Annotated in this window: 25 protein-coding genes; 9 read left to right on the top strand and 16 right to left on the bottom strand. The window is 44.0% G+C overall.

Going from position 1 to position 25,563, the window contains the following annotated elements; all coding sequences use genetic code 11:
- Positions 1 to 111: 111 nt before the first annotated feature.
- Positions 112 to 642, bottom strand: coding sequence for an NUDIX hydrolase YfcD (yfcD, locus tag PSI22_RS14485; RefSeq protein ID WP_273580359.1), 531 nt, complete (start codon positions 640 to 642; stop codon positions 112 to 114).
- A 208-nt stretch (positions 643 to 850) separates the two neighbouring features.
- Here yfcD and PSI22_RS14490 point away from each other — a divergent pair, with 208 nt between their 5' ends.
- Both PSI22_RS14490 and PSI22_RS14495 read left to right on the top strand, forming a co-directional pair.
- Positions 851 to 1,471, top strand: coding sequence for a glutathione binding-like protein (locus tag PSI22_RS14490; RefSeq protein WP_273580360.1), 621 nt, complete (start codon positions 851 to 853; stop codon positions 1,469 to 1,471).
- A 149-nt stretch (positions 1,472 to 1,620) separates the two neighbouring features.
- Positions 1,621 to 2,535, top strand: coding sequence for a TIGR01777 family oxidoreductase (locus tag PSI22_RS14495; protein WP_273580361.1), 915 nt, complete (start codon positions 1,621 to 1,623; stop codon positions 2,533 to 2,535).
- On the opposite strand, the gene PSI22_RS14500 is transcribed toward PSI22_RS14495, so the two are convergent.
- The 10 genes from PSI22_RS14500 to pdxB all read right to left on the bottom strand — a co-directional run bounded on the left by PSI22_RS14500 (position 2,532) and on the right by pdxB (position 12,196).
- Positions 2,532 to 3,116, bottom strand: a complete 585-nt coding sequence (locus PSI22_RS14500) for a UbiX family flavin prenyltransferase (RefSeq protein ID WP_273580362.1) — start codon at positions 3,114 to 3,116, stop codon at positions 2,532 to 2,534. The two genes, PSI22_RS14495 and PSI22_RS14500, sit on opposite strands and share 4 nt — an antisense overlap.
- Positions 3,117 to 3,164: 48 nt before the next feature.
- The gene (gene purF / locus PSI22_RS14505) at positions 3,165 to 4,682 is read right to left on the bottom strand and encodes an amidophosphoribosyltransferase (RefSeq protein WP_273580363.1); all 1,518 of its coding nucleotides are present in this window, start codon (positions 4,680 to 4,682) and stop codon (positions 3,165 to 3,167) included.
- Between the two features lie 14 nt (positions 4,683 to 4,696).
- The gene (gene cvpA / locus PSI22_RS14510) at positions 4,697 to 5,203 is read right to left on the bottom strand and encodes a colicin V production protein (protein WP_273580364.1); all 507 of its coding nucleotides are present in this window, start codon (positions 5,201 to 5,203) and stop codon (positions 4,697 to 4,699) included.
- 193 nt (positions 5,204 to 5,396) lie between these two features.
- Positions 5,397 to 6,086: a cell division protein DedD gene (gene dedD, locus PSI22_RS14515; protein ID WP_273580365.1), complete on the bottom strand. Its 690-nt coding sequence runs from the start codon at positions 6,084 to 6,086 to the stop codon at positions 5,397 to 5,399.
- Positions 6,076 to 7,374, bottom strand: a complete 1,299-nt coding sequence (folC, locus tag PSI22_RS14520; protein WP_273580366.1) for a bifunctional tetrahydrofolate synthase/dihydrofolate synthase — start codon at positions 7,372 to 7,374, stop codon at positions 6,076 to 6,078. The genes dedD and folC overlap by 11 nt, the downstream gene beginning before the upstream one ends.
- Positions 7,367 to 8,314 carry an acetyl-CoA carboxylase, carboxyltransferase subunit beta gene (gene accD / locus PSI22_RS14525; protein WP_273580367.1) on the bottom strand — a complete coding sequence of 316 codons (948 nt, stop codon included), beginning with the start codon at positions 8,312 to 8,314 and terminating at the stop codon, positions 7,367 to 7,369. The genes folC and accD overlap by 8 nt, the downstream gene beginning before the upstream one ends.
- A gap of 114 nt (positions 8,315 to 8,428) precedes the next feature.
- On the bottom strand, positions 8,429 to 9,118 hold the full coding sequence (locus PSI22_RS14530) for a DedA family protein (RefSeq protein ID WP_273580368.1): 690 nt from the start codon (positions 9,116 to 9,118) through the stop codon (positions 8,429 to 8,431).
- A 46-nt stretch (positions 9,119 to 9,164) separates the two neighbouring features.
- Positions 9,165 to 10,004, bottom strand: coding sequence for a tRNA pseudouridine(38-40) synthase TruA (gene truA / locus PSI22_RS14535; RefSeq protein ID WP_273580369.1), 840 nt, complete (start codon positions 10,002 to 10,004; stop codon positions 9,165 to 9,167).
- Positions 10,004 to 11,014: an aspartate-semialdehyde dehydrogenase gene (locus tag PSI22_RS14540; protein WP_273580370.1), complete on the bottom strand. Its 1,011-nt coding sequence runs from the start codon at positions 11,012 to 11,014 to the stop codon at positions 10,004 to 10,006. The genes truA and PSI22_RS14540 overlap by 1 nt, the downstream gene beginning before the upstream one ends.
- Positions 11,015 to 11,068: 54 nt before the next feature.
- Positions 11,069 to 12,196, bottom strand: coding sequence for a 4-phosphoerythronate dehydrogenase PdxB (gene pdxB / locus PSI22_RS14545; protein ID WP_273580382.1), 1,128 nt, complete (start codon positions 12,194 to 12,196; stop codon positions 11,069 to 11,071).
- Between the two features lie 186 nt (positions 12,197 to 12,382).
- On the opposite strand from pdxB, the gene PSI22_RS14550 reads away from it, so the two are divergent.
- Positions 12,383 to 13,270, top strand: a complete 888-nt coding sequence (locus PSI22_RS14550; RefSeq protein WP_273580371.1) for a DMT family transporter — start codon at positions 12,383 to 12,385, stop codon at positions 13,268 to 13,270.
- On the opposite strand, the gene PSI22_RS14555 is transcribed toward PSI22_RS14550, so the two are convergent.
- Both PSI22_RS14555 and tctD read right to left on the bottom strand, forming a co-directional pair.
- Positions 13,235 to 14,668: a sensor histidine kinase gene (locus PSI22_RS14555; RefSeq protein WP_273580372.1), complete on the bottom strand. Its 1,434-nt coding sequence runs from the start codon at positions 14,666 to 14,668 to the stop codon at positions 13,235 to 13,237. The two genes, PSI22_RS14550 and PSI22_RS14555, sit on opposite strands and share 36 nt — an antisense overlap.
- Positions 14,668 to 15,333: a transcriptional regulator TctD gene (tctD, locus tag PSI22_RS14560; RefSeq protein WP_273580373.1), complete on the bottom strand. Its 666-nt coding sequence runs from the start codon at positions 15,331 to 15,333 to the stop codon at positions 14,668 to 14,670. The genes PSI22_RS14555 and tctD overlap by 1 nt, the downstream gene beginning before the upstream one ends.
- A gap of 451 nt (positions 15,334 to 15,784) precedes the next feature.
- Here tctD and PSI22_RS14565 point away from each other — a divergent pair, with 451 nt between their 5' ends.
- The 5 genes from PSI22_RS14565 (at position 15,785) to PSI22_RS14585 (ending at position 20,701) form a co-directional block, all read left to right on the top strand.
- Complete coding sequence (locus tag PSI22_RS14565) at positions 15,785 to 17,014, top strand: AAA family ATPase (protein ID WP_273580374.1); 1,230 nt, start codon at positions 15,785 to 15,787, stop codon at positions 17,012 to 17,014.
- A 3-nt stretch (positions 17,015 to 17,017) separates the two neighbouring features.
- Positions 17,018 to 17,461, top strand: a complete 444-nt coding sequence (locus tag PSI22_RS14570) for a hypothetical protein (protein ID WP_273580375.1) — start codon at positions 17,018 to 17,020, stop codon at positions 17,459 to 17,461.
- A gap of 299 nt (positions 17,462 to 17,760) precedes the next feature.
- Positions 17,761 to 18,735 carry a Bug family tripartite tricarboxylate transporter substrate binding protein gene (locus PSI22_RS14575; protein ID WP_306310595.1) on the top strand — a complete coding sequence of 325 codons (975 nt, stop codon included), beginning with the start codon at positions 17,761 to 17,763 and terminating at the stop codon, positions 18,733 to 18,735.
- Positions 18,736 to 18,746: 11 nt separating this feature from the next.
- The gene (locus PSI22_RS14580) at positions 18,747 to 19,178 is read left to right on the top strand and encodes a tripartite tricarboxylate transporter TctB family protein (protein ID WP_273580376.1); all 432 of its coding nucleotides are present in this window, start codon (positions 18,747 to 18,749) and stop codon (positions 19,176 to 19,178) included.
- A gap of 14 nt (positions 19,179 to 19,192) precedes the next feature.
- On the top strand, positions 19,193 to 20,701 hold the full coding sequence (locus PSI22_RS14585) for a tripartite tricarboxylate transporter permease (protein WP_273580377.1): 1,509 nt from the start codon (positions 19,193 to 19,195) through the stop codon (positions 20,699 to 20,701).
- Positions 20,702 to 20,775: 74 nt separating this feature from the next.
- Here PSI22_RS14585 and fabB read toward each other — a convergent pair whose 3' ends face one another.
- The gene (fabB, locus tag PSI22_RS14590; RefSeq protein WP_273580378.1) at positions 20,776 to 21,990 is read right to left on the bottom strand and encodes a beta-ketoacyl-ACP synthase I; all 1,215 of its coding nucleotides are present in this window, start codon (positions 21,988 to 21,990) and stop codon (positions 20,776 to 20,778) included.
- A 200-nt stretch (positions 21,991 to 22,190) separates the two neighbouring features.
- Here fabB and mnmC point away from each other — a divergent pair, with 200 nt between their 5' ends.
- The gene (gene mnmC, locus PSI22_RS14595; protein WP_273580379.1) at positions 22,191 to 24,242 is read left to right on the top strand and encodes a bifunctional tRNA (5-methylaminomethyl-2-thiouridine)(34)-methyltransferase MnmC2/FAD-dependent 5-carboxymethylaminomethyl-2-thiouridine(34) oxidoreductase MnmC1; all 2,052 of its coding nucleotides are present in this window, start codon (positions 22,191 to 22,193) and stop codon (positions 24,240 to 24,242) included.
- 90 nt (positions 24,243 to 24,332) lie between these two features.
- On the opposite strand, the gene PSI22_RS14600 is transcribed toward mnmC, so the two are convergent.
- Together PSI22_RS14600 and PSI22_RS14605 are read right to left on the bottom strand one after the other, a co-directional pair.
- On the bottom strand, positions 24,333 to 24,866 hold the full coding sequence (locus PSI22_RS14600; protein WP_273580380.1) for a GNAT family N-acetyltransferase: 534 nt from the start codon (positions 24,864 to 24,866) through the stop codon (positions 24,333 to 24,335).
- A 112-nt stretch (positions 24,867 to 24,978) separates the two neighbouring features.
- Positions 24,979 to 25,563, bottom strand: a 585-nt coding sequence (locus tag PSI22_RS14605; protein ID WP_273580381.1) for a hypothetical protein, incomplete at its 5' end; no start/stop codon positions are given.

The following is a 25,563-nucleotide window of genomic DNA, read 5'->3' on the forward strand; positions in this document are numbered from 1 at the left end:
CAATCATAGTGCCAACTAAATCTAATGTCGCTAACTTGCAAAAGAGACAAATAAAAAGCTCCTCGTAAAGAGGAGCTTGCATATTAAGGGGTAATGAAAATTATTATGTCATCAATTTTCAGGCAGTTCCGTCTGTCTGTTACGCGCTAGCCACAAAGACAGGGCTTTCAGAGAATCCGGCGTAAATTCATCACAACGGGCAGTAATTTCTTCTGGCGACAACCAGTAAACAGCCGAGACTTCTTCTTCCTGTAATGCAAACGGCCCGTGGCTGACACAACTGAATAACCCTCCCCATGTCCGGCAGGTTTCTTCTTCATAGTAAAAGATCCCATGTTCAGCAAAAGGTACACCCGCGATCCCCAGCTCTTCTTCCGCTTCCCGGCGGGCAGAATCAAGCATGTTTTCTCTTACCATGACCACGCCACCGGCCGTTGCATCCAATTTTCCAGGGTAAAAATCTTTCGTTTCTGTACGATGCTGAACCAGAATTTTGCCCATACCATCATGTACAACAATGTAAGTCGCACGATGCCTCAAGTTTTGGCTACGCATCTGCTGGCGAGTCGCCTGAGCGATCACTTCATTGTCTTCATTGACGATATCAACCCACTCAATACCTGCTGATTTCTCTTGCACCATCCTAAAAACCTTAATAAACGATTTGCATGCCAGTTTCTACTGTAACGCGCCTAATTAAAAGGCCAAAACGGATAAAGATTGCCATAACTGAATAAAATAAATCCACGAACAGTGAAATGACGGATTTGTGGCATTTTACAGGCAACTCAAACCAGTGGTAATGTACTGGAACTATATTTATCCATCCGTTATTATTACTAGAGGTTATATGATAGACCTGTATTATGCCCCAACGCCAAACGGCTATAAAATATCATTGTTTCTCGAAGAAGTCGGCCTGCCTTACACTGTCCATCCAATCAATATCGGCACCGGCGAACAATTCAAACCCGAATTTCTGGCCATTTCGCCTAATAATAAAATTCCGGCAATTGTTGATCACCAACCCGCTGATGGAGGAGAACCCATCTCCATCTTTGAGTCAGGCGCTATTTTGCTCTATCTGGCGAATAAAACCGGTCAACTGTTGAGCAAGGATGTGCGTGAACGCAATCAGCAATTGCAATGGCTATTCTGGCAGGTTGCTGGCTTTGGCCCTATGCTTGGCCAAAATCACCATTTCAATCATTACGCTTCTGAAGTCGTACCTTATGCCATTAATCGCTATATGGAAGAATCACGGCGTTTAGTCAATGTCCTGAATACCCAACTGGAAAAAACACCGTATCTTGACGGACATGAGTACAGCATCGCCGATATCGCTACCTATCCGTGGGCTAGATGTCATGAACATCAAAAAATTAATCTGAATGATTACCCTGCGGTTGAAAAATGGCTTGAGAAAATTGAACAACGCCCTGCAACACAAGCCGCATACAACAATGGCTAATCATGCTTACTCGGCTAACGACAAAATTTTTCACCGAAAAACTTGATGTTGATAACAGATAACAGCATTTTTCGCTGTTACGTAGGCCATCCCCTGCTATAGTCAATAACCGACTATCTATTTGGTCACTTTGGTCACTGGGGGTGGCTATGCGTATCTTAATTACTGGGGGTACGGGGCTGATTGGTTATCGATTGACTTGCCAATTACTTTCGCTTTCCCATTCCATCACCATTTTGAGTCGTTCTCCACAAAAGGTATATTCTCTGTTCTCCGAACAAGTTGAATGTTGGGCAACACTGAAAAATAAAAATAACCTGAATGATTTTGATGCAGTCATCAATCTTGCGGGTGAACCCATTGTAGATAAGCGCTGGACATCAGCACAAAAAACAGAACTCTGCCAAAGCCGTTGGCAACTCACTGAGAAATTAAGTCATTTGATTAATGCCAGTGAATTTCCGCCTTCTGTATTTATTTCCGGTTCCTCTGTTGGCTATTACGGCAATCAGGGGCAAGCGGTAGTCTCTGAAAATGATCTTCCTCATGACGAATTCGCCCATCAGCTCTGTAAACAGTGGGAAACACTGGCATTACAGGCGGAAAGTGAAAAAACCCGAGTGTGCCTGCTGCGGACAGGCATTGTGCTGGCAAGTGAAGGCGGAGCACTGAAAAAAATGCTGCCACTGTTTCGATTGGGTTTAGGCGGGAAAATGGGTGATGGGAAACAATATATGCCTTGGATCCACATTGATGATATGGTCAATGGTATCTATTACCTACTGGTATCGCCTGAACTGAGCGGCCCGTTCAACATGACAGCCCCTTATCCTGTTCATAATGATCTGTTTAGTGCAACACTGGCAAACGCACTACATCGCCCCGCTTTCATTCGCATTCCTGCCTTTGTATTAAAAATAATCATGGGAGAAGCTGCTATGCTGGTTTTAGGTGGGCAACAGGCTATTCCCAAGCGGCTGGAAGAAGGGGGATTCGGCTTCCGCTATTTTGAATTAGAGGAAGCCTTCAAAGATTTATTAAAAGCGGAAGCTAATTCACCTTAAACTTCAATTTGTTTCGCGCCCTGCCAACGGTTAAATAAATCTTGTGGCAGCTCGATATCAAACTGATCGAGTACTCGGTTGACCGTCTGGTCAATAATGTCCTGAATGTGATCGGGACGGTGATAAAATGCCGGCACAGGCGGCATAATCACCGCCCCTATTTCAGCCGCCTGAGTCATTAATCTCAAATGCCCTAAATGCAAAGGCGTTTCCCTGACACTCAATACCAGCTTGCGCCCTTCCTTCAAAACAACATCAGCAGCACGGGTAATTAAGCCATCAGTGTAACTATGCACGATACCCGACAGGGTTTTTATCGAGCAGGGCAAAATCACCATCCCTAAGGTTTTAAATGACCCTGAAGAGATAGAAGCAGCGATATCGCGGCTGTCATGCACCACATCAGCCAGTGCCTGCACATCCCGCAGCGTATAATCCGTCTCCAGAGCCAATGTCTGCCGGGCGGATTGGCTGATGACCAGATGCGTTTCAATGCCCTCAACCGACTGCAAGACCTGCAATAATCTGACGCCATAGATCGCGCCACTTGCTCCCGTCAGCCCGACAATCAATCTTTTCATGCTTCCCTCTGAGATATTGGAAATAACTTGATGATAATAAGGATGTTATTATCCCTCATTATATATTTCCAGATCCTCAATTTCGCTCTGCCCACGCAATTTCATGGCGTCATCTTTACGAAGGTTCTCCAGATAATCGAGGTAAATCTGGTCGATATCTTTCGTAACATAGATGCCATCAAATACAGAACATTCGAATTTTTCAATATCAGGGTTTTCTTCACGCACCGCGCTGATAAGATCGCTGAGATCCTGATATATCAGCGCATCAGCACCAATGAGCTGGCGAATTTCATCAACTTCTCGACCGTGGGCAATCAGTTCATTAGCATTAGGCATATCTATGCCATAGACATTCGGGAAGCGAACTTCCGGTGCTGCCGAAGCAAAATAAACCTTCTTAGCGCCAGCTTCGCGAGCTAATTCCACAATTTGTTCTGATGTCGTACCGCGTACGATGGAATCATCTACCAACAAGACATTTTTACCACGGAATTCAGCGCGATTAGCATTCAGTTTACGACGAACCGATTTACGACGTTCCTGCTGGCCGGGCATGATAAAGGTGCGTCCCACATAACGGTTTTTGACAAACCCCTGACGGTAGGGTTTATCCAGAATATGAGCTATTTCCAGTGCTGTATCACAAGACGTTTCAGGAACAGGGATCACGACATCAATATGCAGATCTTCCCATTCGCGGGCAATTTTTTCGCCCAGTTTCCGGCCCATTCGTAACCGCGCGTTATATACCGATATTTTATCAATAAAGGAGTCAGGACGGGCAAAATAGACAAATTCAAATAAACAGGGAGTTAATGCAGGATTTTCTGCACACTGGCGGGTAAATAACTGCCCTTTTTCAGTGATGTAGATCGCTTCGCCAGAAGCCACATCACGCAGGAATTCAAAACCCAATGTATCCAGTGCCACGCTTTCCGATGCGACCATATATTCACTGCGCCCATCTTCCAGCGTGCGTTTCCCCAGAACCAAAGGCCGGATACCGTTCGGATCACGGAAAGCCACCAAGCCATGTCCAATAATCAGGGCAACACAGGCATAAGCACCACGGATTTTCTTGTGCATCGCTGCAACCGCCGCAAAGATATCATCTGGCTCCAGTGGAAAATCCGGGAATTGGGTGAGTTCATTGGCAAAAATATTGAGCAGGATTTCAGAATCTGATGTGGTATTAACATGGCGGCGGGCATGTTCAAACAGCATTTTTTTCAACTTATGTGCGTTTGTCAGATTGCCGTTATGCGCCAGTGTGATACCAAAGGGAGAATTCACGTAAAAAGGCTGCGCTTCAGAGGCGCTGGAACTACCCGCTGTTGGGTAACGGACGTGTCCGATCCCGGTCGTTCCCTGTAAACGCAACATGTGCCGTGTTTCAAACACATCCTTGACCAAACCATTGGCCTTGCGTAAACGGAACTCATTGTTACCATCAATAGTTGCAATGCCTGCTGCATCTTGCCCACGGTGCTGAAGCACCGTTAATGCATCATAAATCGACTGGTTAACCGGTGTAAAACCGACGATACCGACAATACCGCACATGTAGTTTTTCCTCATCAGCCAAGCGGAGAGAGTGATTTCTCCGGCAGGAAACTCGACGCGTTTTGCAGGTAGTCAAAAAACCACCTGATAATTTGACTGAACTGTGGGATGAGTTGTGACTGTTGCCAGTCCTCACTTTTAGGGAGCGGTGTGAAAGAATCTGCAATAAATAAAATAGCAGAAACAATCAATACACCACGCAGTGCCCCAAAACAGATCCCCAGCACCCGATCAGTACCTGACAGGCCTGTTCGCTGAACAAGTGAACCAAGTACATAGTTTACGACCGCACCAACAACCAGTGTTGCAATGAATAAGATAGCAATCGCTACCCCATTACGCACCAGTTCATCTTCCAGGCGGGTGAAATAAACCGCCAGATAAGTATAGAAGTGACTTGCAACAAAGAAAGCACATCCCCAAGTGACCAGTGAGAGCGCTTCGCGAACAAAACCACGTATCAGGCTAACCAGTGCCGAGAAACCAATGATGGCAATAATTGTATAATCAATCCAGACCATATTTTAATCCAAAACAGGCTCCCGACATTCAAGTCGGGCGCATTCTAACAGAAAACGAAAACGTTTGCGTAGCAGATTTCTCACTCTACTGAAAATAATTCGTAGCAGGTTCAAAAACGACAATCGCCGCAAGGGCCTAACCTGTAACTATCACGACGGGAAGCCAAACACTTCCCGTAAGACACCAATAGGGTCAGGGACTGTAGTTTTTGATTTGCCCTTGCAAACCCGTCAATTCCTTCAATTCAGGCAAAGTGGATTCAAGGGTTTGCCTTGATGCATTCGGCCCGACATAAATCCGCGTCAATTCTCCCTGTACTGGAGAAGAAGGAATGATATAGACCTGATGACCCGAAAGACGCAGCTTCGCCACAATCTCATCCACTTTACCCGCATTCTTCAATGCACCAAGCTGAACAACATATGCCACTCCCTGCGGCGCCTTCACTGGCGTGGATTTGCTTTCAGACTTAGTTTCAGGTTTGGTTTCAGCCCTCGTTTCCCGCTTAACGTCCACCTTTGGCTGAGGATTGGGTTCAGAGTTAACCGTCGCCTTGGGCGCTTGCGTGATCTCCACAGGCGGCGGTGCCATTGGCGCAGGCTCTGACAATAACGAACTGGACAGCATATCTGGCTGTAGCTCTTGTGCTTGCTTTGCCATTGCTTCCGCCGCCCCTTCCGGTGGTGTCGATGGCATATCCTGCGTCAGGGGTGCGATCAAATCGATATCTTCTTCATCACCAGGCTTTAGTGCCAACGGAATGGAAGCAAACTGGCTTTCATTATGTTTCTTATCGCCGTCAAATAGCACCGGTAACACAATTATACCCAGTGCCACAAGAACGATGGTTCCAACTAAACGATTTTGAAATTTACTTGCCACCTTCCTTCACCTCCTCCATTGCCTCCATAACATGAGCAACAGTATGGAAAGAGCCGCAGACCACGATGATATCCTGCGCTGAGGCTTCTGCCATGGCTTGATGCCATGCCTGCTCAACGTCCACAAATGTTCGGGCATCGCCAAGGTGTTCGGCCAGCATGTTTGCTTCTGCCCCACGAAATTCATGCAATGACGCGCAGTACCATTCGTCAATCTGCTGGGCAAGACAAGCAAGCGTACCCACTATATCTTTGTCTTCCAGCATACCAACGACACCGCGGATCTTACTGTTTGGTGCGCGGGGCAATTCTGCCAGCTTCTGTACTAGATAACCTGCTGCATGGGGATTATGCGCCACATCCAAAATCACCCGCGGGTTTTCCCTGACGATTTGGAAACGCCCCGGTAACTGGGCCTTGCTTAACCCTTCACGGATCGCTCGTTCATTAATGGCCTGACTGACGTTATCATCCTGCTGCTGCAGACAGTAAATCACTCCCATCGCTGTTGCAGCGTTCGCCAGAGGCAGATTGGGGACGGGCAATTCACTGAACTGTTGACCTCCTGTGCGCCAGTACCAACTGTCCGCATCCTGTGAGAAATCCCAGTCAACACCGCGACGAAACAATTTCGCCCCCAGCTCATCAGCCACTTCAGCGATGGTATGTGGCATATCCGGCTCCCCCACCACGGCAAAACGCCCCTGACGGAAAATACCTGCTTTTTCACGGCCAATATGTTCGCGATCCGCACCCAGCCAATCGATATGATCGAGTGCAATGCTGGTGATTGCCGCAACGTCTGAATCCACAATATTGGTCGCATCCAGACGCCCGCCCAGCCCCACTTCGAGAATGACGACATCCAGATCAGCTTCTTTAAAAAGCTGTAACGCAGCCAAAGTGCCGTATTCAAAATAGGTTAATGTGATATCACCACGTTGGGCTTCAATGTCCGCAAATACACGGCAGAAATCCTGTTCCGTCGGCTCGTTGCCCTGTATACGTACCCGTTCGGTATAGCGTACCAGGTGCGGGGAGCTGTACACTCCGACCTTCAGGCCAGCGGCCAGTAGAATGGATTCAAGGGTATGACAAGTCGTCCCCTTACCATTCGTGCCAGACACGGTGATGACTTTCGGTGCCGGATGCAGCAAATCTAACTGATCGGCGAGTGCTCCCACACGTTCAAGCCCCATATCAATGGCTTTTGCGTGCAGGTTTCCAAGATAGGAAAGCCACGTCATCAGTGACGACGTGGCTTGAGGAATTTGCAATATATCAGACATCTTCTTTATTAGGATTGATGTTTATGTCAGTTTCAACATCAGCGGGTTCAGCAACCATCTCCGCTACCGTTTCTACTTTTGCACCGGGATGAGGCTGACGAGTCAACATCGAAAGCAGATTAGCTATTTTCTCACGCATTTCTGGACGACGTACGATCATGTCAATTGCGCCTTTTTCCAGCAGGAATTCACTGCGTTGGAAGCCTGCCGGCAATTTTTCACGCACGGTCTGTTCAATGACGCGGGGGCCAGCAAACCCAATCAATGCTTTAGGCTCAGCAATGTTGATATCACCCAGCATTCCCAGACTTGCGGTCACTCCACCCATGGTCGGGTTGGTCAGGACACAGATATAAGGCAGGCCACGATCTTGCATTTTCGCCAGCGCGGCACTGGTTTTTGCCATCTGCATCAAAGACATCAGCGCTTCCTGCATCCGTGCGCCACCACTGGAAGTAAAACAGACGAATGGGCAGTTGTCTTCTAGTGACTGTTCAACGGCGCGGACAAAACGCGCACCGACTACAGAGCCCATGGAGCCACCCATAAAGGTAAATTCAAATGCGCCTGCCACAACGGGCATTTCGTACAGTGAGCCTTTCATCACGATCAGCGCATCTTTTTCCTGCGTCTGCTTCTGAGCTGCTACCAAACGATCTTTGTATTTTTTAGTGTCGCGGAATTTCAGCAGATCTTTAGGTTCTAGTTCACTGCCTAATTCGATACCGGTCCCTTGATCCAGAAATGTGTGCAGTCGCTCACGGGCTGAAATCCGCATGTGGTGATCACACTTCGGGCACACTTCAAAGTTACGCTCTAATTCAGCACGATAAAGTACCTGAGCACAACTATCACATTTTGTCCAAACTCCCTCAGGTATACTTGCCTTACGAGTTTGCATGATTTTGCTTTTATTTAGAATCTTTTCAATCCAGCTCATTAATGAACCTTTTCCGTCTGATTCTGGCCTATGCCAGCTTTTGTTTTACGTGCCATTAAACCACAATGCCATTACAGTGTGGATAAAAAACTGTTCAAACCTGCTAACGGTTACCTACTTGCCATCTACTGCTTTTTTGGATGCAGCTCGTCGATGACGCCAAATTTCAATGATGCCAGGCAGGATAGAAATAAAGATAATTGCAACAATCAATAATTTCAGGTTCTGCTGTATGATTGGCATATCACCGAATAAATAACCGGCATAAGTGAATAATAGCACCCATATAAATGCACCGATTACATTATAAGCAGCAAAATGGCGGTAAGACATTTTCCCCATTCCCGCAACGAACGGTGCAAATGTTCTAACAATTGGCACAAATCGTGCCAGAATTATCGCTTTTCCACCGTGTTTTTCATAAAACTCATGGGTTTTATTCAAATAACTGCGGCGGAAAATCTTTGAATTCGGGTTGGTAAATAATTTCTCACCAAAAATACGACCAATTGTATAGTTTACAGCGTCACCAATAATCGCCGCTGTAATCATCAACGCCACCATAATATGTACATTCAGATCATTGGAATCTAATGCAGACAACGTGCCTGCCACAAACAGCAGCGAATCTCCCGGCAAAAATGGCGTGACCACCAAACCCGTTTCACAAAATATGATCAGAAATAAGATGCCATATACCCAATTGCCATAATCACTGACCAATTCCTTCAAATGTGCATCAATGTGTAAAATAAAATCGACAATGAACTTAGCAAAATCAACAAAATGAGTTAAAAACTCCATAATATTCCTCGTTATGCTCGAACATCCCTGTCACATTTTGAAAATGTCAGATTAAATCATTAGCTAGAAACAACGGCCCCATAATGGGTTCAGGTAAACCAAAGTGCTCAGGATAATCCACCGCAACTAAATATAATCCCTCAGCTTTGGCTGTTGCCGCCGCTTTTGTTCTGTCTTTCAGTGCCAATAGTTCAGCCATCCAGCCGATATCCTGATTACGACAACCAATTTCCAGCAAACTGCCAACAATATTACGCACCATGTGATGAACAAATGCATTCGCTTTAATGTCCACCACCACATAATGCCCATGCCGGCTGACATTAATGTGCATCATATTGCGCCACGGTGAATTAGATTGGCACTGTACTGCCCTGAAAGAAGTAAAGTCATTCTCTCCCAGTAAACTCTGTGCCGCTTCATGCATTTTTCTCTCATCCAATGGATAGTGAAAATGCGTGACACCCTGTGCTAACACCGCAGGGCGATAGCGATGATTAAAGATTATATATCGATAGCGGCGTGCCGTTGCGCTGAAACGGGCATGAAATTCATCATCCACCGTTTTTACCCAGCGCACTGCGATATCGGGTGGCAAATGGCTACTAACGCCCATTGTCCAGGCAGCATCTTTACGTTGTGCCGAGGTTTTAAAATGTACTACCTGCCCGGTAGCATGTACCCCCGCATCTGTTCTGCCTGCACAGAAAACCGAAATCGGTTCATCTGCCACTTTTGACAGGGCTTTTTCCAGACATTCCTGTACACTTTTTACTTCTTGCTGGCGCTGCCAACCATAATAGCGGCTGCCATCATATTCAATCCCCAGTGCAATTTTCACTTTTTTTGCCTCTGGTACAGACTGACTCGGCTCTGCATCAGACATCAGTAGAATTGCTCCTGCATCAGTTTTTCTGCGATTTCAACCGCCATCAGCGCACCGCCAAAACGGATATTGTCGGCAACAGACCAGAATTGTAGCATCTCCGGCATACCGTAATCATTACGCAGACAGCCAATACTCAACCCGTCACTGCCGGATGCATCCGTGACCTGAGTGGGGTAATCCCCCTCTTCTGAGACCTGAATTTCTGCAAAACGTTCAAGTTCTCCACGAGCTTCTCCTATACCGACTGGACGCAGCGTTTCCACACTCACCATCTGGGCAATTCCGTAGAAAACCGAAGATTGAACACAACTGACTGAAATGGGCAGCCCTTCGTCCTGTAATATTCTGCGAATTTGATCGACAATACGACGCTCTTCGCGTACTGAGCCTTCAACATCAGGCAATAAAGGCAGCAAATTGAAAGCCAATTGTTTGCTAAAAAGACTTTCATCCGGCGGAATGCCGTTCAATAAACGGGCGCTTTGCCCTGCCAATTCATTAATAGCAGCTTTACCATGCACAGAAACCGGCAATAAATTGGTCAGATGTAAACGTGCAATACCTGCGACATCAATCAATGGTTTAATGGCCGTCAAAACCTGGCTTGTTGAGCTGTCCGCCACAGCAATGATGTTACGGTTGCGATATTCAGCCAAAGCGTGTGGGTTAACTCCCGGCACGACCAACGGTACATCAGGCTCTGCGGCAAACAAGCCGCTGCTGTCAATCACCAGACAGCCAGCGTCCGTTGCTTTTTCAATATATTGTGCCGTTGCTTCCATTGTCGCGGCAAAAAACGCAAGCTGTACCTGTGACCAATCAAATTCCGCGGCATCATGAACGGTGATGTTTTTACCGTTAAAACGCTGGATTTTTCCAGCATTTTGCTCACTGGCAAGAAGATGCAGTTTACCAACCGGAAACTGGCGCTCCTGTAATAACGCCAATATCGCTTCACCTACTGCGCCTGTTGCACCCAAGAGCGCAATATTCCAGCCTTCTGACATGTTGGTTTTCTCCACTTCTTTTATTTTGCTGACAGGCAGGAACGCCTGCCTGTATTAAATCGCTTTAGCGTTAAACCCAATTTCAGACAGTAATTGAGCGCTTTTTTCTGAGTCACAATGCACCGTCAGGGAAGACCACTCCCGGCGCTCTGGATAGTTTTTACGCAATCGGTCAAAAGCGCCATCCTGTTCAGCGACCTGACGTAGTGGTGCATCATCACGGCGCACATCATACACTAAATGTATCAAGCGCTTCAGGATGCTTTGTGTCACTTCACCATGTACGGTGATATGGCTGAAATCAGGTTCAGGCAAAAGGTCGGACAATTCCGCCCTGCGCGGCTGCCCCAAAAATTCACAATAAGCTTCAAAGACCTGAGTCGTACCACGTGCTTTGCCTTCCAGAGTGTACCCGGCAATATGGGGTGTACCGATATCAACCAAAGCCAGTAAGGGCAATGAAAGGTTAGGCTCTGGTTCCCAGACATCAAGCACAACACGTAATTTTTTCCCACTTTGTAGTACTGAAAGTAGTGCTTGATTATCAACCACTTCACCACGGCTGGCATTAATCAAAATTCGGTTGTCCGGTAATGCAGAAAGTAATTCTGCATCGGCCAGATGATAAGTCTGATAACAGCCTGATTTATTAAGTGGAGTATGGAAAGTCAGAATATCCGCTTCCTGTACTAATTTCTCCAACGGCCAGAATTCACCTTCATCGCCACGATCGGCACGAGGAGGATCGCACAGTAAGGTTTTCACACCCAAAGCAGTCAGCCGGTCAGCCAGACGCCCTCCGACATTACCCACGCCGACAATGCCGACAGTTTTATCTTTGAGTTGAAATTGATCCCGTTCCGCCAATAACATCAGTGCAGAAAACACATACTCAACAACGGCAATCGCATTGCATCCCGGCGCGGCTGAGAAGCCAATTCCTGCCTGCGACAACCATTGCTGATCAACATGATCCATCCCCGCAGTGGCAGTACCCACAAATTTAATAGAACTGCCTTTCAACAAGGATTCATTAACTTTAGTGACAGAACGCACCATAAAGGCATCAGCCTGTTCTAGAACACCCGCAGGGACTGGGCGCCCCGGAATTGCCCGTACTTCGCCCAATTGCTGAAAAAGTTGTTCAGCGTAAGGCATATTTTCATCAACCAGAATTTTCACTTTTCTCATCCAACGACTTAAATAGGCGTGATCCACTATTCTGCCATTTAATCGACATAAAACCTATTATCAGAAATGGGAGAATTATCTGGATTGCCACATCTGTTGTCTGATTATCACTATATACAAAAAATCGGTCATTGTTACACTAAATACACTATGCACTTACATGAATAAATTAATTCAATGATAAATTTCTTGTTTCCCTTAATTGCTGTTCTGATTTGGTCAATTAATGCCGTTGTCAGTAAAGCAGCCGCCACGTCAATTGAGCCTGCTGCCATTGCTTTCTATCGTTGGTTCATCGCTTTTCTGGTTCTGACTCCTTTCGTTTTATGGCCTGTTCTGAAACAGCGGAAAATGGTTATCCAGTATTGGTGGAAGTTATTGATTCTGGGTACTCTAGGCATGGTACTTAACCAAAGTATGGCCTATTACGCTGCCCATACGGTGAGTGCAACATTGATAGGGATCTTTACCTCACTGATTCCGTTGTTGACGGTGATCATCAGTATCTTTGCCTTACGGGTTGCCCCCACAGTAGGTATCACCCTGGGTACCGTGTTTTCGTTGTTCGGCCTGGTGTGGCTGGTGAGCAAAGGTGAACCCGCTTCTTTATTAGAGCACGGTCTGGGGATCGGCGAAGTGATGTTATTTATTGCATCCGCTTCCTACGCCTTATATGGCGTATTAACAAAACGTTGGGCAATCCCATTACCCAATTGGCAATCACTCTATATACAAATCGGGTTTAGCCTTTTGCTGCTTTTGCCTAATTTCATGATGACAAAAGATGTCCAGTTAACCAGCGATAACATTTCGTTAGTCCTGTTCGCGGGCATCCCCGCCTCAATTGTTGCGCCCTATCTGTGGATACAGGGCGTGACTCGCCTAGGCGCGAATATGACTTCTATATTTATGAATCTGGCTCCTGTATTTACCGCCATCATCGCCATAGTGTTTCTGCATGAGAAAATGCAAAGCTATCATCTGATCGGTGGCGGCATTGTTCTGGCAGGGGTTATACTCGCCCAGCGCCTACGTACCCCTCTCACTCGCCGGAAGTCTGAATAGAATTCTCACCAGCAAACCGCCCAGTGTCGCACTGGGCAAAAGCTGGAGAGTCGCACCGTGGTACAGGCTGATATCTTTGACAATAGTCAGCCCCAACCCAGCGCCTTCCAGCCCCGCTGCATTATCCAGACGGTTAAACGCCATCAGCGATTGAGTTATATTTTCTTGCGCGATGCCCGGCCCTGAATCATCAACTTCGAGGCAACAGTATTTTTTGTCCGCTGTCATGCTCACTCTTGCCGTCACCATTCCCGCAGCAGGCGTATATTTAATGGCGTTATCTAACAAATTAGCACACATTTCTGTCAACAATACTGGCTCCCCTTTGATCCAAAAGACATTTTCCCCTTCATAACCCAAATCAACATTTTTGCTTTCCGCCTGTTGCAAACGAGAAAAACAGGCTTGCTGTAATAATTCCACAATATTGACGGGCTGATAATTCTGGATGGCTTCTTTCTCATGCACTTTCAACTGTGAAAGGTACAACAGACGATCGGTCAGTGAGATCATGTTATCTACGGTCTTGTTGATAGCTTTGATGATTTTTCCACTCGGATGGGGATCTTGGTCATTGAGTGCCACTGCTATCTGCGTTTTTAATACACTCAAAGGTGTCCTGAGTTGATGAGAAGCATCGGCACTGAACCGCGCTTGACGCCCAACCATCAGTTTCAACCGTTCTATGTAGCGATTAAATGCCCGAAGCAATGGTGAAAGCTCTGACCACGGCAAAATATCCGGCAATGGAGTTAAATCATTGGCTGAACGAAGCACCATCATGCCCGATAACCTGCGCAGTGGTTTAAGAAGCTGCTTTAACAGGAAATAAGCAAGAATCAGTGTCAATACCACGACGGTTCCCTGACTTATCAGGGAAGAAATCAGTAATTGTCGCGCTAAATACTGGCGGGAATCCACGGTTTCAGCCACCAGTATCAATGCCATGCCCATTAACCCCCCTTCGTTGATCGGCTGATACAAGGCCGCAACACGGATGGGGTACCCCTGATATTCTGCGTTATAAAAATATACTAAGGCCGTATACAGTTGCGAACGCTGGGTATATTGAGGAATGGAGGGTAAATTATCGTAACCGGAAATGGTTCTCCCTTCCGGTGATATCACCTGATAGTAAAGACGATCATTCGTATTACGTTCAAAACTGTCCAAAACGATATAAGGCACATCGACGTTTAACTGTTTGTTCTTTACTGTCAGACGTTCCGCAACTGTTCTTGCCGATGCCAGTAACGTCCGGTCATAAGCAAGTGTCGCCGCATTTTTCGCACTGAAATAATGGGTATACACAGAAGCCCCGCCCAATAACAACAGTGGCACACCAAAAAACAGGAGTAACTGATGAAACAGTGAGCGTGGTATTTTGAACAGTTTCATTATTTCTGCAACTCCAATCGATATCCCAATCCACGCAACGTACATATTCCTATATCACTGTTGAGGAGCTTTTTCCGTAACCGATGCACATACAATTCGATGCTTTGGGGATTTGCTTCATCGGATAAAGAAAATACCTGCTCAAACAGTTGTTGTTTCGAGACAGGGCGCCCACGACGGTGAAAAAGGGTTGTTAAAACTGAGAATTCTCTGGGAGTCAACGCCAACGGTTGATTATTCAATAAAAAATAACCTGCGTCTTCGTAAGCCAGTGAGCCGAATTGCTGCATTCCTAGCTGCAAACCAACACCACGGCGTAACAGTGCCCGAATACGGGCTTCTAATTCTTCAAAATCAAAAGGTTTAGTTAAGTAGTCATCAGCGCCCGAATTTAGCCCTTTCACTCGGTCTGCAACATCCGCTTTGGCAGTCAATAACAACACCGGCAAATTTTGCCCGCGCTTACGCAGCCGTGATAACAGGGAAATTCCATCCAATCTGGGTAAGGCGACATCCAAGATCAGCAGTGTATAATTTTCCGTCAGCAAAAGCTGATCTGCCGCAATTCCATCTTCAGCAAGATCAACGACAAATCCAGGGCTGCTTAGTGCTTTTTGCAGCCAGTGTGATAAGTCAGGGTGATCCTCAACTAATAAGAGACGCATTTAAATATATCCTATTGTTTTAATTGTAATAAAAAATTTCATCCATGCAGTCCGTAAGATTATCCCATCTTGTACGCATTCTTTATTGCTAAGTCCGAAAACAACCAAACCATAAAGATAATGGTAGGATGCTATACAATTGCAATATTCAGATTACGTAATTGCTAATGGGATAACATAAAATGAGAACCCTCTCGCAAAAGATTATTCTCATTGAGATAAATGAGTTAGTCGGATAGTTGATGGTTCATCTGAATCACTAAGGTCGTTTTTGCTCAATTATACTTGCCCAAGAACATGCTACCGATTAAATAATGGAATACGCCTCGAATCTTTAAGTAAAGCGACTTCTAATTTGATAAATTGCATAGTAAGATGAGGAATAATTTAGTATTAATAAAAAATCAGCATATACTTATCGAAATAAATTAATGTCACTTAGGATAACATTATGGAAAAATTGATCGTTGAGAATTTTGTTTCAATCCGGAAAATGGAAATAAAATTAAACAAAATCAATATATTAATTGGACCTCAAGCGGCGGGAAAAAGTTTACTTGCGAAATTAATTGCTTTTATTAAAGACATTCATGATATTACGACAGATTACATTAGTGATGATAAAAACAATAATAACTCATATGAATCATTATTAGAATTTAGATTTAAAAGAATCTTTCCTGTCTATACTTGGGAAAAAAAATCATTTAATATCGATTATTGTAATAACAAATTTTCATTCAAAATATATAATAAAAATTCTAAATTAAATTTTACATTTAACGACCCAAAATTTTCAGAAAATGTCGAAGAAGCTATAAAACAGCTAAATATAGATAGCAATCAAAACGATTTTAAAGGATATATAAAAAGGCGAAATTTTAGCAATTTTTATGCAAAAAGGACATTAGGATTACATTCAGAAAAACCTCTTTATATTCCTGCGGGGAGATCCTTTTTTTCTGGTCTACAAAAACATATATTTAAACTATCTCGTGATGATATTAATATTGATTACTTCATTTCTAAATTTGCGAATGACTACGGAATGACTAAATCATGTATTGAATTAGGAATTTCAGAACCTACTAATTTACCAGATAGCGTAGAAAAAATAACTAATGAATTATTAAAAGGGAAAATAGAAATAGATAATGATGAAGAATGGATAATTAATAAAAACAGTAGGATTAGATCAGAGCACACCAGTTCAGGCCAACAAGAACTAATACCTATGATTTCAATATTAACATTTTGGCCTTTTACTACCAGTCAAGACGGCTATACTGACTTTATCATCGAAGAACCAGAAGCTCATTTATTTCCTGTAGCTCAAAAAGGAATTATTTCTTTAATATCGATAGCATATAACCATACAAAAGAGGCAAATTTCACAATAACAACCCACAGTCCCTATATTGTTTCCTCTATAAATAATTTAATATTGGCATCTAATATAATCAAAAATAATCCATCCAAAAGGAATAAAATTAATGAAATCATCAAAGATGAAGAAATTGTAGATTTTGATGATGTATCAGCATACTTAATTAATGATGGTATCGCTCATGATATACTCGATAAGGAGGAAAAATTAATCAATGCAGATTTTATTGATGATATATCTAATACTATATCAAAAGACTTTGGTAAATTATTAGACATAGAATTCGGAGATTAATTAATGAACAGTAATGCTTATCGAGAAATCATCAACTCTCCTTATTGCAACACAAAGAATGGGCATATATCTTTGTCTGAAAACAGAAGCAACATCATCATTTTTAATAAAGAAAGATTGAATTTATACGAAATAAAAATAGATGATGGATATATTAATAATAGATTAGAGAAAAAATGTGATTATTTAGTTATTAGGGAGCATGATAAAAAAGAAATCTACATTGAACTAAAAGGTTCTGATGTTAAAAGAGCCATGGAACAAATATATAATACCGTTGAGTTACTAAATTTAAATCCATTAGATAATAAAAAAGCATTCATAATAGCTACAAGAGTACCAAAAATTGATAGTTCTACCCAAATTCAAATGAAAAAATTCAAAAAGAATAGAATAGATCTTGATATAAAATCAACTCCGCATGAAGTCGATATAACAATAATTTAACTAAATAAAATTCATTTAACTTATGGTTAATAATCCTGGTTTTATTTTTTATAATCAGGATTATTTAAGCCCAATGTGTTTTTTCAATATACTTGTAACTATATAAAACCCATTACAATAATAAGAGGATTTTCCTCTTCTATGTAATGTGAAAAACTACGCAAATTAAGTGACTAAAGTCACATCCAGATACTTTTTATTGTTAATGAAAGGTAAATGAAAGGTTTCGCATCTATAAATAAAATGCTCCTGATATTTGTCAACTTATTCCCTTTACTGGAGCTATGTGAGGAATCAAAATGAAAACATTCAAGACCTTATTAGCGACTGCCTGCTTACTTTTCTGTGCCAACACCCTAGCAGCCAATACCCCCGATAGAACCGAATGCATTGCGCCAGCCAAACCCGGTGGTGGCTTTGATTTGACCTGTAAGTTAGTTCAAGTTTCATTATTGGATAGCAAAGCCATCAATACCCCTATGCGTGTAACTTTCATGCCCGGTGGTGTCGGTGCTGTTGCCTATAATGCCATCGTTGCCCAACGCTCTGCTGAACCTGGCACTATCGTGGCTTTTTCTGGCGGTTCTCTGTTGAATCTTTCCCAAGGGAAATTTGGCCGTTACAACGTGAATGATGTGCGTTGGCTGGCAAGCGTCGGTACTGACTACGGTATGATCGCCGTTCGCAAGGATTCGCCTTACAAGACCTTGAAAGATCTCATGGAGGCATTCAAAAAAGAGCCTGCCAGCATTGTATTCGGCGCAGGTGCATCCATCGGCAGCCAGGATTGGATGAAAACAGCATTACTGGCGAAAGAGATTGGGGTTGATCCACGCAAAATGCGCTATGTCGCGTTTGAAGGGGGTGGCGAACCCATCACTGCCCTACTTGGTAATCATATTCAGGTCGTTTCCGGAGATCTGAGTGAAACTCTGCCTTATCTCAGTGGCGAGAAAATCCGTGTCCTTGCAGTTTATGCTGATAAACGCCTGAATGGCAATTTAGCAAGTATTCCAACAGCCAAAGAGCAGGGTTATAACCTCGTCTGGCCAATTATTCGCGGTTTTTACGTAGGGCCAAAAGTCACTGATGAACAGTACCAATGGTGGGTAGAGATATTTAACAAACTGCAACAAACAGAAGAGTTCAAAAAACAACGCGAGCTACGTGGACTCTTTGAATTCAACATGACTGGCAGAGAACTGGACGACTATGTGAAAAAACAAGTTTCCCAATACCATGAACTGGCCAAATCCTTTGGTTTAGCAAAATAACAGGAGGCATCATGAGCGATCGTATATTTGCCGTTGTATGGCTGGTACTGTGTGGGATCGGGCTAACCATTGGCTGGGGCATTCACAGTGAATACAGCTATGAACCCTTAGGACCCCAACCATTTCCAATCGCCATTATTTCGTTAATGGCACTCTGTTCTTTGTTACTGCTATTCAAAAAACCTGAGCTCACCCAGTGGCCTACAGCACAAGTATTACGCCGCTTACTTTTGTTGATTACCTCATTAGTCGTTTATGCATGGACATTTGAGTGGCTGGGTTTTCCTCTGGCAACGACGTTATTGACCATTAGTGTGGCGTTATTATTTAACGCCACACTTCCTGTGGCGGTTATTTCCGGCGTGTTTCTTGGTGTCTCGCTCTTTTTTGCATTTGACCGCCTGTTAGATGTCACTCTGCCACTCGGCAATTGGCTAAGATAAGGGGAATGTCAACGATGGATACTTGGATATATCTGAGTCAGGGTTTTGAAGTCGCATTAATACCCAAGAACTTAGTCATTGCGTTAATCGGCTGTTTTATCGGTACTATTGTCGGCCTGCTCCCCGGCCTTGGCCCAATCAATGGCGTGGCTATCTTGCTACCATTGGCTTTTGCATTAAAATTACCTGCGGAATCCGCCTTAATTTTATTGGCAACGGTCTATATTGGCTGTGAATATGGGGGCCGAATTTCTTCAATTCTGCTGAATGTGCCAGGAGATGCCGCTGCGATTATGACAGCGCTTGATGGCCATCCGATGGCAAAACAAGGAAAAGCCGGTGTTGCTCTCTCTATCTCTGCGGTCAGTTCGTTTTGTGGCTCACTTTTAGCCATTATTGGTATTATCCTGTTCGCGCCTATTCTGGCAAAGTGGTCTTTGGCGTTTGGCCCGGCCGAATATTTTGCCCTGATGGTTTTTGCTATCGCTTGCCTCGGCAGCATGATGAGCCAGAATCCTATCAAATCTTTACTCGCTGCCTTAATCGGTCTGGGCTTGGCTACAGTCGGAGTCGATGCCAATACCGGGGTTTATCGTTTCACCTTTGATAGCGTCCATCTCTCTGATGGCATTCAATTTATTGTCGTCGTTATTGGCCTATTTTCAGTCAGTGAAATTCTGTTGATGCTGGAAAGTACCTCTACGGGACAAAAACTGATAAGTAAAACCGGACGCCTGCTTTTCAATAAAAAAGAAGCCGCAGTTTGTACTGGGCCAATATTACGCTCCTCAGTGATTGGGTTCTTCGTGGGTATCCTACCCGGTGCTGGGGCAACGATTGCCAGCGCAATCACCTATATGACGGAAAAACGGATCAGTGGGAATAGCGACTCCTTTGGCAAAGGTGATATTCGTGGTGTGGCGGCCCCAGAAGCTGCTAATAATGCTTCAGCCTGTGGTTCATTCATTCCCATGCTTACCCTCGGTGTACCCGGTTCAGGGACAACAGCAGTCATGATAGGTGCTCTGACCCTCTATAACATCACACCCGGCCCCGCCATGTTCACAGAACAACCGGATATAGTTTGGGGACTCATTGCCGCCTTACTGATCGCCAACGTTCTATTGCTGATCATGAATATCCCGATGATTGGGTTATTTACCCGTATGTTGAATATTCCCTTGTGGTTTTTAGTTCCTGCCATTGCCATTGTTTCAGCAGTCGGGGTTTATGCCGTACACAGTACGACATTCGATCTTATGCTGATGGTTGGATTGGGCGTTTTTGGTTATATCCTCAGAAAAATGAATTTCCCGATGTCACCGCTTATTTTGGGATTTGTATTAGGTGAAATGCTGGAGCAAAACCTGAGACGCGCACTATCAATCAGTAACGGAAATTTCGAGATCCTATGGAGCAGCACCATTGCCCAAACTTTACTGGTACTCGGTGCATTAGTGATTATTATTCCACCTGTTTTACGGATAATAAATAAACGCCGTAATAAAAACAGGGCCGTATAAATTAAAAAAACCAATCCATCTAATCAGTGGATTGGCTTTCATTTTAACTGATGAGTTTTTCAGTCGTCAGAAAATCAGTTCGAGTATTTGCGCATCACCAGGGATGCATTTGTACCGCCGAACCCGAAGCTATTGGACATCACTGTTCTTAGCTCGCGTTCGGTAGGTTCAGTGATAATATTCATACCTAACGCATTCTCATCCAAGTTATCAATATTGATACTTGGCGCAATAATGCCATGTTCCAGCATTAATAGACTGTAAATTGCTTCATGCGCACCAGCCGCTCCCAAAGAGTGCCCCGTCATCGCTTTGGTGGCCGAAATAGCAGGTGTGTTGTCACCAAACACTTCGCGGATAGCTCCCAACTCCTTCAAGTCACCAATCGGGGTCGATGTTCCGTGGGTATTGATGTAATCCACGCCACCTTCAATACCGTCGAGAGCTAGCTTCATGCAGCGAACAGCCCCTTCGCCAGAAGGTGCGACCATATCTGCACCATCAGAATTTGCCCCATAACCGATGATTTCAGCATATATATGTGCGCCACGAGCCAATGCGTGCTCTAATTCTTCAACCACAACGATACCGCCACCGCCAGCAATGACAAAACCGTCACGCCCCTGATCATAAGTGCGGGAAGCGAGTTCTGGTGTTTCGTTATATTTAGTAGAAAGCGCTCCCATTGCATCAAATTCACAGGCCATTTCCCAGCTCAGTTCTTCACCGCCGCCGGCAAAAATAACATCCTGCTTACCAAGCTGGATCAATTCAACCGCATGACCAATACAATGTGCAGAAGTCGAACAGGCAGAACTAATCGAATAGTTCACCCCTTTGATTTTAAATGGTGTTGCCAGACAGGCTGATACACCAGAAGCCATTGCCCGCGTCACCATATAAGGCCCAACGCCACGCAGCCCTTTGGCTCGCATACCATCCGATCCATTAACCTGATTACGTGGAGAACCGCCACCTGAACCCACAACCAGACCAGTGCGCAAATTGGAAACTTGCTCATCAGACAAACCAGAATCTTTAATCGCTTCATCCATTGCAAGATAAGCATAAATAGATGAATCGCTCATAAAACGCTGAGTTTTACGATCAATTAGACCTGATATATCCAGTTTTATATTACCCCAGACATGGCTACGAAGCCCCATCTCTTTGAATTCTTCAGAAAAAGTTATCCCGGAACGGCCTTCTCTCAGAGACTCCAGCACCTCTTTCTGGTTATTACCAATACTGGAAACAATCCCCAGACCAGTGATTACTGCACGTTTCATTCATTACCTCATCATTTTTACCTGCGGGATTTCTGCCCCGCACTTTAGCGTACACTTGTACGCCGAACAAGTCCGATCAGGTTAAAAATTCACGGAAAAGTTGATCTGGACTCAAGTGTTAACTTTTCTCATGGGTGGTACAACAGTATGAACACCGTTAAAATCTCCAGATTATTCTTGTCAACCATACAGGCATTATTGTGAAAAACAGTGCTATCAGCAGCGCAACCCTAAACTGGAATGAACAGGGTACACCCGTTTCTGAGCAGTTTGATGATGTTTATTTTTCAAATCAAGATGGCTTGGAAGAAACTTTATATGTATTTTTAAAAGGTAATCATTTTCCCCAACGTTTTAATACGCACTCCCGCCCTGATTGTATTATTGCCGAGACTGGATTCGGTACTGGATTGAATTTCCTGACACTTTGTCGAGCTTTTTCAATTTTTAGACAACAACCCCCTGATGCATCTTTAAAACGGCTTCATTACATCAGTTTTGAAAAATACCCATTAACGACAGCAGACTTGAAGACTGCGCATCAGCGCTGGCCAGAACTTCACGTATTTTCTAAAGAATTATGTCAGCAATGGCCTTTACCTCTTGCGGGCTGCCACAGACTAATGCTGAATAATGGCGCTGTCACACTGGATCTCTGGTTTGGTGACGTAAATGATCTATTACCGAGGATAAATTCGAATTTAACTGGAAAAATTGATGCTTGGTTTTTAGATGGTTTTGCACCATCCAAAAACCCGCAGATGTGGAGCGAACAACTGTTCACTGCAATGGCAAGATTTTCTCGTCCGGAAGGAACATTTGCGACATTTACGTCAGCCGGAGTCGTTCGACGTGGATTGCAGGAAGCCGGATTTGATGTCAAGAAAATAAAAGGCTTCGGACACAAAAGAGAGATGCTGACAGGGGTTCTAGCTCCATCAGCACATTCCCCTCTTTCTTCCTCAGGTACTCCATGGTTTGCTCGACAAGCAGCTACTGATACCGATGATATCGCCATCATTGGTGGCGGCATCGCCAGTGTATTAACTGCACTTGCACTATTACGCCGGGGCGCGAAAGTCACACTGTATTGCCAAGATAACCAACCCGCACAAAATGCATCAGGTAATCAGCAGGGAGCCATTTACCCGTTGCTGAATGGCCGTGACGACGTACTGGAACGTTTCTTTATCTCCGCCTTTACCTTTGCCCGCCGTCAATATGATCAGCTAATTGATGAAAATGTTTCCTTTGATTATCAATGGTGCGGTGTCAGTCAGTTGGCTTACGATGAAAAAAGTGACAAAAAAATTGCCAAGATGCTGCAAACATCGTGGTTAGAAGAAATTGCAATTGGAATGGATCGCCAGCAATTGAGCCAAGCGAGTGGATTAGATGTTAATTATCATGGTATCCACTATCCACAGGGAGGATGGTTATCTCCGGCTCAATTGACTCAGGAAGCCATCAATCTGGCAGAACGGCATGGAATGCTCACCTATTTCAACCACAAAATGACTCAATTAGTTCAAGATGAATACGGTTGGCAGTTGCATATTGAACACCAGGGGCAGTCGCTGCGCAAAAACCACAAGGTCGTTATCATTGCTAATGGACACTGCCTACCGCAATTTGCACAAACTGAAAAGCTTCCCGTTACTGCTGTTCGTGGACAAGTCAGCCATATCCCGACCACTACCCATCTCAGCCAACTGAAAAACGTGCTGTGTTACGATGGCTATCTGACTCCTGTTAATCCTCACAATCAACATCATTGTATCGGTGCTAGCTATCAGCGAGGGAAAGTTAATACTCAGTATTCTTCCGCAGAACAACAAGAAAATCGTGATCGTTTATTGAAATCTTTACCCGATGTCGATTGGGTGAAACAGGTCAATATTTCAGAAGCGAAATCCCGCCAAGGTATACGATGTGTTATTCGAGATCATATGCCAATGGTTGGCAATGTGCCTATTTTCAGTGAAATTATGGCCAAATATGCCGGTTTATCTCAACGGATAAACACTGATGAGACAATTGAAGAATCTCCTTGTTATCCTGATTTATTTGTCATTGGTGCATTGGGTTCCCGTGGATTATGTTCTGCTCCGTTGAGCGCAGAATTACTCGCAGGGCAGATTTTTGGTGAAGCTCTACCACTTGATGATGAAACATTGGCGGCCTTGCACCCAAACCGATTCTGGGTCAGAAAACTATTACGAGGCAGAGAAGTTAAAGCTGGAAAGCCTTAAATCACACACTATAAAATCATATATCTGCATCAGGCACAGTAAAACGGTGTTTGATGCAGAGTAACAACCCGCAGTCTCTATTCTCAAAACTCAATCGTGACAATCTGTTGTAACAACCAAACGCTTCATTGCACAGCGTTGATTTTCTGCAAACCCATATTCAATTTCACGTTGCAGGATCTGACACAAAGCACCAGTAATTTGCCGAGGTTCTAAGATAGAAAACCCCAGTCGCTGATAAAATGGAGCGTTCCAGTTTATATGACGAAAAGTTGTCAACGTGACAGCCTGAAAGCCGCGCTGTTCAGCGACCTGCATAACGGTATCAATCAGCGCTTTTCCTATACCTTTCTTCTGCCAATCCCTATGCACCGAAAGTTCCATAATATGTAAGCCATCATCCAACGGTTTTACCAAAATAAAACCGACAGGCTGATTATCGTCATTCAAGGCAATCCAACTATTCTGTTGCGAAATATAATCTAAATGCTGCTGTTCCGTGTGGGTATGACCATCAGCAATCCATGACAATTCAGGTGTCGAGAGAAATAGCTGGCCCGCTGATCGTTCTATTGCTGGTAATACTCCGGCATCTAATATCTGTGTTGGACGAATAAAAAACATGTCTTACCCTCAGCCTGTTAAAGCCATTTATCAAATCCATTAATACTAATGATAAAAAGAGTAAATAAATAATGGTTTAATCAAAAAATAATTAATTTATCATTGTGATCATTCAAATCATAAATTTCATAGCTGCGATAACGATCCCAGAGAAACCAAACATTATTGTCACCATCCATTTGGTTTGATCCGCTATTTTCTTATATATTAATGATATTTCTTTATGAATAGCCGCAGTGTTTTTATGCCCTGATGCTATTTCCTTATGTATAGAAGATATATCTTTGTGTATAGAAGATATTTCCTTTCGCATCAAGGACATTTCTTTATTTACAGTTGTTATTTCTTGATGAATAATGTTTTTAACTGACGAAATCTCGTTATGAATAATACTCTTAACCGATGAAATTTCGTTATGAACTAACGCTTTCACAGATTCAATATCGGCTTTTGTCGCATAGTTGGATTTTATCACTGACACATCCGTTTTTAACTGGGCAGCATCCGACTCCAGGTTTTCTACTCTTTTTTCAATTTGTTCACTCATATCTCTTCTTTCTATCTCTGTTGACTGGCTGAAATTAACGGGTTTAGATAATAAAAATGCGGCCTTATCTACAGCATAATCCTTCCCAATATTAACGGAGTGAGTTGCCTGCTTCATGGTATCACCTCCTGAAATATCTGTTTTTAGCTT

Source organism: Xenorhabdus aichiensis (assembly GCF_028598775.1).
GTDB lineage: Bacteria > Pseudomonadota > Gammaproteobacteria > Enterobacterales > Enterobacteriaceae > Xenorhabdus > Xenorhabdus bovienii.